The 911-nt window shown below is 77.3% G+C and carries 1 protein-coding gene; it reads right to left on the reverse strand.

The genetic code is table 11. From position 1 onward, the window contains the following. Positions 1–911: DNA translocase FtsK 4TM domain-containing protein (locus MXD58_RS25705; RefSeq protein ID WP_250610279.1), on the reverse strand; the 911-nt coding region annotated here is incomplete at both ends.

Genomic DNA, 911 nt, shown 5'->3' on the forward strand with positions numbered 1-911 from the left:
GACCGGCGCCGCGCGCGGGCGGGCCGATCGGCCTCGAGGTCGTACACCTCGTCGGTGCCCGCCGCGCCCGCGCCGCCGGCCGGTACGGCCAGCGCTCCTGCCACGTCGCCGTAGTCGGCCTCGTCGTAGTCGTCGTCGACGAGCGCGTCCTCGTCGTAGTCCCCGTCGCGCACGCCGACGGTGAGGCGGTCGAACAGGGCGATCATCCGCTCGGGGACCTGCCGGATCGGCGTGGCGGTGATCACCAGGACGCCGAAGGCCGAGAGCAGCAGCAGCAATGGCACGGCGAGGTAGCGCGTCACCGCGCTGGCCAGCGGCAGGCCACCGATGAGGCCGACGAGGCCCCCGGCGCCGCGCACCTCGGCCAGGCCGTCGCCAAGGTCGGGCAGCCCGCGGGCGATGTGCAGCACGCCGAGGACACCGACGGCGAGCGCCGCCCAGCCGATCACCACGCGACCACGGCTGTCCGGGTCGGTCGGCGAGCGCACCAGGCGCCAGGCCGCCCCGAAACCGAACAACGGCAACGACCACGCGCCGACGCCGACGCACACCTCGAGCACGGCTGCCACGAACCGGCCGACCGGGCCACCCGCGGAGAACCACACCGCCACGGCGGAGAGCAACGCCCCGCCGAAGGCGGCCAGGCCCAGCCCGTCGCGCCGATGGGCCGGATCGATGCGCAGGCCGCGAGCGCCGCGCCCGGTGCGGCGCAGCATCGTCCCCAGCAGGGTCGCCGCCGACATCCACGCCCGGTAGACGACCCGCACGACCGCCCGGCCGACCCGCAGGCTCAGCGGTGTCCGGTTCTCCCGCGACGATGCCGAGCGGGCCGGGGACCGGCCTCGGCCGGACGCCGGGCGGGCGCGCGATCGCGCCCCACCGGACGCCGCCCGGCCGGCGGACCCACCCGC

The sequence above is a fragment of the Frankia sp. AgKG'84/4 genome (assembly GCF_023242965.2).
GTDB lineage: Bacteria > Actinomycetota > Actinomycetes > Frankiales > Frankiaceae > Frankia.